5 protein-coding genes are annotated in these 9,174 nt (G+C 42.6%); all 5 read left to right on the top strand.

Features of this window, described 5'->3' with window-relative positions; translation table 11 throughout:
• Positions 1 to 537 precede the first annotated feature (537 nt).
• Positions 538 to 1,080, top strand: coding sequence for a hypothetical protein (locus O3646_RS10600; protein WP_371610855.1), 543 nt, complete (start codon positions 538 to 540; stop codon positions 1,078 to 1,080).
• Between the two features lie 203 nt (positions 1,081 to 1,283).
• Positions 1,284 to 2,945 (top strand): ribonuclease J, encoded by a 1,662-nt coding sequence (locus O3646_RS10605; RefSeq protein ID WP_371610856.1) that lies wholly within the window; start codon positions 1,284 to 1,286, stop codon positions 2,943 to 2,945.
• Positions 2,946 to 3,015: 70 nt separating this feature from the next.
• Positions 3,016 to 3,798, top strand: a complete 783-nt coding sequence (locus tag O3646_RS10610) for an alpha/beta hydrolase family protein (protein ID WP_195623595.1) — start codon at positions 3,016 to 3,018, stop codon at positions 3,796 to 3,798.
• A gap of 170 nt (positions 3,799 to 3,968) precedes the next feature.
• A complete protein-coding gene (gene gltX, locus O3646_RS10615; RefSeq protein WP_195623594.1) occupies positions 3,969 to 5,426 on the top strand; it encodes a glutamate--tRNA ligase in 1,458 nt (485 codons plus the stop codon).
• A gap of 235 nt (positions 5,427 to 5,661) precedes the next feature.
• Positions 5,662 to 9,174: accessory Sec-dependent serine-rich glycoprotein adhesin (locus tag O3646_RS10620; RefSeq protein ID WP_371610857.1), on the top strand; the 3,513-nt coding region annotated here is incomplete at its 3' end.

Below are 9,174 nucleotides of genomic sequence, written 5' to 3' on the forward strand. Positions count from 1 at the left end.
TTTTTCTTAAATCATCAATAAAACCGCATAAAAATTGGAACTAGTTTCAGCTGAAATCGCTTGCAATTACTTAGGTAGCTGAGTATAATATAGTTAGAAAGATGAAGAAGGGATTGATACCAATGCCTTATCGAGTTAAAATTTAGGTTACTTCGTTTTAGGCCTGTTTTGCTGATAGTTGTTCATGCTCTTATCGTAAAAGAGCAGTTATGTCGTGTGTGTCGGATCGGTTGGACGGTCGGGCAAGCCTGCTTAGTTTGTCCGGAGACATAAGAAAACGTGGAAATAGTAGGTAGAAGCTTTTTATAAAGGTTTTCAAACTTCAATGCGTCCAGTCGAAAGCTCATAAATTTAGATTTGGGATAGCAAAGAAAACCTCTGGTATTTTACACAAATACTATTAAATGAAATCAACATCATAAACATTGTTTTGTTAGCCAATAGGTTAATTGCACCAAGTCAGCGAAGCAGACCAGGCCTCTAGTCCCGTAAGACTGGAGGCCATTTTTTATAAAATACCCAGGAGGAGGTGAGAGTATGGGATTGTCGTATGCGCAAGAATATAGTTGCCGTGACCATTTTCGTCAAAGAGCTTTTGAGCGCTTTGGCGTAGATGATCAGCACCTGAACAGGTGGATCAACCAACACCTCCCCTCCCTCTCTCCTTATGATAGTAATGTGGTTCAACCAGCTAATACAGAAGCCTATGTAGCCAGTGATGGTGTCATCTTTGTCTGCAATATCAAAAGTCGGGAGTTCATCACTTGCTTTAAGGCGGTTAATTACCAAGAATCTAAGGAAGAAGAGGAAGCCTATACGGACATTCACGAAAACAATGTCGCTTCCTTCAAAAAAGATGTGAACCACCTAGTCAATCGCTACCGACTCAAGGAAGCCAAAGAGCTGTTTGAAAACATTGGGGAGGACTTGGATGATTTTTATCGCCTGTCCCAAGCGGTCAAGAACGGCCAATTGAGCGAGCGAAATAGTAGGCGCCTAGAGGAATTGTTAGGCAAGTTTCATGTGATTAAGGCAGCCATGCGGATCATTGAAAATAAACGGGGAGATTACCATCTTTAGGGTCTTTTCCCCCTAAAAATAGGCGCCTAGAAGCCCTCTCATCTACTTCAGATGAGAGGACTTTTTTGCTGTGGAAAGCTTTTTGAAAAAAAGAGAAAAAAATTGTATAATAGAGTGGATATGCAAGTATTTGCAAAGCTGTAATTCGACTTGGGCGACCAAGGACCGTAAGTATTAAAATAATCACACTAAAGGAGACAACAGTGAGTAGTATTAAATTAGTCACTCTTGGCGGTGTTCGAGAAAATGGGAAAAATCTCTACGTTGCCGAAGTGAACGATTCGATTTTTGTCTTGGATGCAGGTTTGAAGTATCCAGAAAATGAGCAACTTGGGGTGGATGTCGTTATCCCCAACATGGATTATCTATTTGAAAACAAGGACCGCATTGCGGGTGTTTTCTTGACCCATGGTCATGCGGATGCCATTGGGGCCTTGCCATATCTTTTGGCGGAAGCGAAAGTCCCTGTATTCGGAACCGAGTTGACCATTGAGTTGGCTAAACTCTTTGTCAAAAGCAATGACAGTGTGAAGAAATTCAACGACTTCCATGTCATCGATCAGAATTCTGAGATTGATTTTGGTGATGCCGTCGTCTCTTTCTTTCAAACAACCCACTCCATCCCTGAAAGTATCGGGATTGTGATTGGCACTCCTGAGGGCAATATCGTCTACACGGGAGACTTTAAATTTGACCAAACTGCCAGCGAGTCCTACGCGACAGACTTTGCTCGTCTAGCTGAGATTGGACGCGAAGGTGTCCTTGCCCTCTTGAGTGATTCGGCTAATGCGGATAGCAAGGTTCAAGTTGCCAGTGAGCAAGAAGTAGGCGATGCTATCTTAGATACGATCGCAGACTGGGATGGTCGTGTCATCGTAGCGGCGGTAGCCAGCAACCTTTCTCGGATCCAGCAGGTCTTTGATGCTGCGGCTGAGACTGGCCGTCGAGTGGTCTTGACAGGGTTTGATGTGGAAAACATCGTCCGGACAGCTATTCGCTTGAACAAATTGTCTCTTGCCAATGAAAAACTCTTGATCAAGCCAAAAGAAATGAGCCGTTTTGAGGATCATGAATTGATCATTTTGGAAACAGGCCGGATGGGTGAGCCGATCAACGGTTTGCGCAAGATGTCGATTGGCCGTCACCGTTATGTGGAAATCAAAGATGGGGACTTGGTCTACGTCGTCACAACGCCATCTATTGCTAAAGAAGCTGTGGTGGCTCGTGTGGAAAACATGATCTACCAAGCAGGTGGCATTGTCAAATTGATCACGTCAAGCTTGCGCGTGTCTGGTCACGGAAACGCACGGGACTTGCAGTTGATGATCAACCTTCTTCGTCCTAAATATCTCTTCCCGATCCAAGGGGAATACCGCGAATTGGATGCCCATGCGCGGGTAGCGATGGAAGTCGGTATCTTGCCTGAGAATATCTTTATTCCAAAACGCGGCACTGTGATGGAGTACGAAAAGGGGGACTTCGTCCCTGCCGGTAGCGTCTCAGCTGGAGATGTCATGATCGATGGGAATGCCATTGGTGATGTGGGCAATATTGTCCTTCGTGACCGTAAGGTCTTGTCAGAAGACGGGATCTTTATCGTGGCGCTCACGGTGAATCGCAAAGAGAAGAAAATTATTTCCAAAGCGCGCGTGCACACCCGTGGTTTTGTCTATGTCAAGAAGAGTCGGGATATTCTTCGTGAAAGTTGCGAATTGGTCAACCAAAGCGTTGAAGACTATTTGGCGCAAGACAGCTTTGACTGGGGTGAGTTAAAAGGTTTGGTACGCGACAACTTGTCTAAGTTCTTATTTGAACAAACCAAACGCCGTCCAGCCATCCTACCAGTCGTGATGGAAGTGAAATAATAGAAGAAATGGAAACGCTTGGCGGCCCGAGGCTTGCCGAGTGTTTTTAACAGTAGAAAGAGGAAATCAAATGGCAGTTATGCAGATTGAGTATTATTCAGAAGCCTTGAAGATGGAGTGGGGCGTGTCCGTCCTTTATCCTGATGCATCGCGCGTGGAAGATCCAGCGGATACGGATATTCCAGTCCTTTATCTCTTACACGGGATGAATGGCAACCACCACTCTTGGTTGAAGCGAACCAATGTGGAGCGCATTTTGCGAAATACCAATCTGATCGTGGTCCTACCTAATACCAATAATGGTTTTTACACAGATACCCAGTATGGTTACAACTACTACACAGCCATTGCGGAGGAATTGCCAGAGACTCTTTCTCGCTTCTTCCCTAATATGACCAAGAAACGGGAGAAGACCTTTATTGCTGGTCTATCCATGGGTGGCTATGGATCGATGCTCTTGGCTCTCAAGACCAATCGTTTCTCTCGTGCGGCTAGTTTTTCCGGTGCCCTAAGTTTCCACGATCGAGATTTTGAAAACAATGACTTGGAACAACCAGCTTTTTGGAAGGGGATCTTTGGAGAGATTGAGGATTGGACGACCAGTCCCTATTCGCTAGAGACTGCTGCCAAGAAGTTTTCAGATAAGAAGACCAAACTCTGGATCTGGTGTGGGGAGCAGGATTTCCTTTATGAGGCCAATAATTTTGAAGTCAAGGAACTAGAAAAGTTAGGTTTGGATGTCACCTATACCCACAGTCCAGGCAAGCACGAATGGTTCTACTGGGAACGTGAGTTGGAGCACTTTTTACAAACCCTACCAATCGACTTTGAATTAGAAGAACGGTTAAGCTAAGATACAAATAGATTGGATATCAGTCAGAGCATTTGTTCTGGCTTTTTCATATATATAGGAAGAAAGGCTAGAAAGGTCACTTATTCATTTCAGTCCTGCTTTCTTTGTGGTATAATAGGAACGATTGAAAAATGAGCTAGAAATAGCGAACAAGATAAGAGGAGAGAAAAATGGCAAAAGATATTCGTGTGCGTTATGCACCAAGTCCAACAGGGCTACTACACATCGGAAATGCTCGTACAGCATTGTTTAACTACTTGTATGCGCGTCACCATGGTGGAACCTTTATCATCCGTATCGAGGATACAGACCGCAAACGTCACGTTGAAGACGGAGAACGTTCCCAGCTTGAAAACCTTCGTTGGTTGGGCATGGACTGGGATGAAAGTCCTGAGACGCATGAAAACTACCGCCAGTCTGAACGTTTGGAACTCTATCAAAAATACATCGACCAACTCTTGGCTGAAGGAAAAGCCTACAAATCTTACGTCACTGAAGAAGAGTTGGCAGCGGAACGTGAACGCCAAGAAGCAGCTGGGGAAACACCTCGCTACATCAACGAATACCTTGGCATGAGCGAAGAAGAAAAAGCAGCTTACATCGCAGAACGTGAAGCAGCAGGTGTGATTCCAACGGTTCGTTTGGCAGTGAATGAGTCAGGTATCTACAAATGGCATGATATGGTCAAAGGTGATATCGAATTTGAAGGTGGCAATATCGGTGGGGACTGGGTTATCCAAAAGAAAGATGGTTACCCAACTTACAACTTTGCCGTTGTCATCGATGACCACGACATGCAAATCTCTCACGTCATTCGTGGAGATGACCACATTGCCAATACCCCAAAACAACTCATGGTCTATGAAGCTCTTGGTTGGGAAGCACCTGAGTTCGGTCACATGACCTTGATCATCAACTCTGAAACTGGTAAGAAGTTGTCTAAACGTGACACCAACACCCTTCAATTTATCGAAGATTACCGTAAGAAGGGCTACCTTCCAGAAGCAGTCTTTAACTTTATCGCTTTGCTTGGTTGGAACCCTGGTGGGGAAGACGAAATCTTCTCTCGCGACGAACTTATCCAGCTCTTTGATGAAAACCGTCTCAGCAAGTCTCCAGCAGCTTTCGACCAAAAGAAAATGGACTGGATGAGCAATGAGTACATCAAGAATGCGGATCTTGCGACTATCTTTGAAATGGCCAAACCGTTCCTTGAAGAAGCAGGTCGTTTGACAGACAAGGCTGAAAAATTGGTTGAACTCTATAAACCACAAATGAAGTCAGTGGATGAAATCGTACCATTGACAGACCTCTTCTTCTCAGACTTCCCAGAATTGACAGAAGCAGAGAAAGAAGTCATGGCTGGTGAAACCGTGCCAACTGTACTTGAAGCCTTTAAGGCAAAACTTGAGGCCATGTCAGACGATGAGTTTGTGGCAGAAAATATCTTCCCACAAATCAAAGCAGTTCAAAAAGAAACTGGGATCAAAGGGAAAAATCTCTTCATGCCAATCCGTATCGCCGTTTCAGGTGAAATGCATGGTCCTGAATTGCCAGATACCATCTACTTACTTGGACGCGAAAAATCCATCCAACACATTGAAAGCATGTTGGAAAAAATCAGATAATTATCAGAAAAGTCTCAATTAAATGGGGCTTTTTGTTTTACCTCTAAAGTCAAAGTATTATAGGTTTTTCAAAAAAATGCCCCGGTTTAACAAATTGATCCTACTGAAAACGATTTTATTACTATCTAAAACAAAAATTATAAAAAAATAGCAATAATTAAGGATAATTGCTTCCAAAAATCGACAGATTAGTCTATAATGTAAGGGAAATAAAAAATGTAATAAGGAGACAGAAATGTTTTTTAAACGTTCGAACGGTGAATTCCGTGAAACGGATCGTGTGACTCGTTTCAAATTGATCAAATCAGGTAAAAACTGGTTGCGTGCTGCGACTTCTAACTTTGGTCTTTTGAAAGTCATTCGTGGTCAAGTCGAAGAGACTGTTGTAGCTGAAGTGCGTGAAGACGCAGTATCAGTGAAAGAAATGACAAGCCGTGGCTTGCTCAAAGGGATCGTAGCAGCTGGTGCTGTTCTTGGTGCAGCTACAGTAGCGAACACTGCAAAAGCAGATGAGACAGGATCAGATGTTGCGACTGCATCTGAGCTTTCAAGTGAGGCTCTTGTAGAACAAGGAAGTACAGTACTTGGTACAACTTCAACAACTGAATCTCAGTCTGAATCAACAACTGAGTCAACAACAGAATCAGCTAGCGCTTCTGCATCTGCAAGTGCTTCAACCTCTACAAGCGTATCTGTATCTCACTCAGCTTCATTGAGCGAACAAGGTTCAGCAGAACTTTCAGCAGCTTCAAGCGAATCAACTGTAGCAGCTGGCTCTGAAGCAAGTGTAGAAAGCACTACAACAGTAGCGAAAGCTGAAGATAAAGTTGTTTTGGAACAAAACACTTCAGAAGCAGCATTGTTGAACAAGATTGCAGGAGACTACTCAGCAACTGTTTCAGCTCCAGAAAAGAAAGCAGCACTTGAAGCTGCCATCGCTAAAGTTCAAACAGAATTGACAGCAAGCAACAGCTTGATCAATGCCAATGCTTCAGCTCAATCATACGCAGACCAACGCGAACGTTTGAGCAAGTCAGTAGATGACATGATGGCAACCTTGACTGCAGCAGGATTTACTGGAAACACAACAGTAAACGGTGCTCCAGCAATTTCAGCTCAGTTGGCACCAATCTCAACATCTACTTCTGGTAGTGTAGCTACTAAGCCGGTTATCTCAAATGCAAATGGTGCAACGATTGAAGATGCAGCCTTCAATGAAGCTGGTTATGCTTTGGATCCAAACACAGATCGTTTCACTTTCGGTGTATGGCAATTCCTTAAAACAAACCACGCTACTGGTGCTAAAACAAACTTTGATTACTACGCTACACTTTCAGTGGACCGTTCAGCAATCACAGGTAGCCTTTCAGCTAACCCAGATGTTTACTTGCGTATCGTTAAGAAGTCTGATGGTACAGAAGCTTACACTCGTACTATTCATGCTGGAGAAAGCAATATCTCACTTCCAAGCTACATCACCAACAACAACTCTGATGTAACCAACACTTTGACATACGCACCTGCTAACGGAACTAATCCAGGTAACGTAACCTTCTCATTGGTAAATGCGAACCTTGAGTATGAAACACTTCAAATCCGTGATACCAACTACCCAGGTAACCAAGGTGAAGACAAACAAAACGTTCAAACTTCTGTTCCTTATGCGAAAGCTGATCAAACAACTTACTATAAAGTCGTTGACAGTAGCAAGTACACAGAAGGTCAAACATACAAACCAACTGGAAATGAAACAGTTCTTGCAAGCTATACTCAAACCGGTCTTGCAGGGCAACAATTCACAGCTTCAGGAAATCGTAATATTGAGGGGTACAAACAAGTTCCAGCAACAACAGACGCAACTCAAAAAACATCTGGTATCCTTGGTAAGGGTGTTGTCGGTCAAAAACTGGTCGAACTTCAAGGTGGAGCAAACCACTACTACGTAAAACGTATCTCTGAAATCGTTGATACTGATGGCTCAACTGTAACGAAATTCTACGCTCTTGATCCATCTCAGGTTAACAACTTTGCGACATCAGATATTGGTACTGAAGATGTATCGAAGTACACACTCATCTATACAAGTAAAGTTAACAAAGCTGCTGAAGAGTGGAAAGCTGATGAGACAAAAGTTACAAAAGTAAACAGCAAAAATGGTGACTACTATATTGAAGTCAACGAAACAGCTGGAAGTAAATCACTCATTATCACTGGTTGGCAGTCTGCTACTGAGACAGATACTTATAAACAAATGGACGGAACTCTACATACTTATCCACGTCCATTCAAAGGTGCTCCAAGCACATCATTGACACCTGCCGGAGCTGGTAATAACAGTTACAATGTCATTGCTGGTAAAGTTCCAGAAATCCAAGCAGAAGGATCTGTTGCGAATGACCCAACAGCACCAAATGGTAAAGTATACTCTACTTTGAAGGGTTATTCATCATTCTCTAATAACTACTCAATTACATCAGCGGTTAAACCTTCAACTGATGTGAACTATTACTTTGTTAAGTCAGATGAAAAAGGAAGTGTTTACGTTCACTATAAAGATACTGAAGGAACAACTATTAAAGCTTCAGTAACAGATGAAGATAAACAACCTATCAACAAAGCATATGACACAGTAGTAGATAACCGTCCAGATACAATTGAGTACAACGGTAAAACTTATGAGTTGGTACCAGCAGGTACATATACTGTTGGTCAAGTCGACTCAGATGGTCACCTTACAACTTCAGATGATGTTAAAGGTTCAGTTGCTAAAGAAGATAAAAATGTAACGTATATCTATAAAGTGAAAGAAACACCAAAAGAAGGTGAAGTTGTTATCACTTATGTAGATACGAAAGGTAACGAAATCCAAAAATCTCGTCAAGATACACCTAAATCTCCATATGATACACCATATGATACAACTGAAAAAGGTGAAAAACCAAATATCATCAAGACCACTGATGGTAAGACATATAAGATTGTACCTAAAGGTGATTACCCAGTAGGAGATGTTGATGAAAACGGTCATTTGAAGTCTTCAGACCCTATTACTGGTAAAGTTGACAAACCAAAATCAACCATTACTTACGTTTATGAAGAAGTTGGAAGTGTCTTTGTTCATTATAAAGATATTAACGGAAATACGATCATGGGATCTGTTATTGATGAGCAAGATCAACCACTTGATAAGGATTATGATACTGTAGTAGATAATCGTCCTAAAGAAATTAAATTTGAAGGTAAAACTTACGAACTTGTAGAAGCTGGTAATTACCCAGTAGGTCAAGTTGACAGCCAAGGTCACTGGACAGGTGATGATGATACGACTGGTAAAGTGGCTTCAGGTGAGAAGAATGTTACTTATATCTATAAGTTGAAAGACGAATCTCAATCAGATTCAGGTTCAAATTCAGCATCAGAATCAGCTTCACAATCATTATCAGAAGTTGTATCTAACTCACAGTCTGTATCAGAACAAGCTTCTACATCATTGTCTGAATCAGTACAGGAATCAGCATCGGTATCAGCATCTGAGTCATCGTCGTTGAGCACGTCGGCGCAAGAATCAGCAAGCCAATCAGCATCAGAATCAGCGTCAGTATCGGCATCTGAGTCAGCATCGTTGAGCACATCAGCGCAAGAGTCAGCAAGCGTATCAGCAAGCCAATCAGCGTCATTGAGTACATCGGCTTCAGCATCAGCATCTACTTCAGCAAGTCAATCAGCGTCATTGAGTACATCGGCTTCA

The sequence above is a fragment of the Streptococcus sp. 27098_8_148 genome, from assembly GCF_041432105.1.
Classification (GTDB): domain Bacteria; phylum Bacillota; class Bacilli; order Lactobacillales; family Streptococcaceae; genus Streptococcus; species Streptococcus parasanguinis_AE.

Coding starts and splice junctions, on each gene's coding strand:
- O3646_RS10600 (WP_371610855.1), top strand. CDS start 538: ATGGGATTGTCGTATGCGCAAGAATATAGTTGCCGTGACCATTTTCGT.
- O3646_RS10610 (WP_195623595.1), top strand. CDS start 3,016: ATGGCAGTTATGCAGATTGAGTATTATTCAGAAGCCTTGAAGATGGAG.
- gltX (WP_195623594.1), top strand. CDS start 3,969: ATGGCAAAAGATATTCGTGTGCGTTATGCACCAAGTCCAACAGGGCTA.